Genomic DNA, 852 nt, shown 5'->3' with positions numbered 1-852 from the left:
CATCGGCCGAGGGTGCCGCTGCGCTGCGTGCGCGTGCCGTGCTGCTGCCGGCCACCCGCTGGTCGAGGTCGCTGACCTTGCGGTCCAGCGCACCCAACGCGTCACCCACGTTGTTGTAGGTGGTTCCCTGGATCACATAGTTGGGGGCCACGAACACGCCCTGCATGCCCACGCTGGCACCACCGCCGAGGAAGCTGGCGGCATCGGACAGCGACTGGAACAGCTGGCCCCCGTTGATGGCCTGGCGGCTGCCGGAGGCGATCGACCCGCTGCCGACGTTGTCCAGCACCGTGCCCTGTACGCCGGACAAGGTGACCTTGTCGCGGCTGGCGTCGTCGTAGCTGATTGCATTGGCGGTCACGGTTTCCACCGAGCCGATACGCTCGTCGATGTCACCCACACGGGTTTCCACCGCGCCCACGCGCTGGTTGGTGGTGTTGAGCTGGCCACCGGTCACTGCATCGGTGCTGCCGGCGCCGATGCGGCCGGCGGCGACGTTGACGATGCGGCGCGTGGCCGGACCGTCGGTGCCGTTGCCACCGCCCACCGACACCACGTTGGCTTCGACCGCACGTGCGCCTGCGCCCAGTGCCACCGAACCGGCGCCGGACACCCCGGCACCCGCGCCGATGGCGATGCTGCCGGCACCGTTGCTGGCGAAGGCCCCGTTGCCGATGGCCACGCCGTTGGTGGCGTTGGTGGAGGCCGAGCGGCCGATCACGGTGCTGTTGTCACCGCGTGCCGATGCATCGGCACCGATGGCCGTGGCGCCCGTGGCCGAGGCCACCGATGCCGCACCCAGCGCGCTGCTGCGGTTGCCACTGGCAGCTGCCCCGGAACCGGCGGCGAGTG

General features: G+C 70.9%; 1 pseudogene. It reads right to left on the bottom strand.

What is annotated here, in order from left to right:
- Positions 1 to 852: pseudogene (locus tag DBR34_RS23955) on the bottom strand (cell surface protein); the annotation flags it as partial.

It is taken from the genome of Stenotrophomonas sp. HMWF003 (assembly GCF_003061285.1).
In the GTDB taxonomy this organism is placed as follows: domain Bacteria; phylum Pseudomonadota; class Gammaproteobacteria; order Xanthomonadales; family Xanthomonadaceae; genus Stenotrophomonas; species Stenotrophomonas maltophilia_AP.
This window is presented reverse-complemented; position numbering and strand designations above follow the sequence as displayed.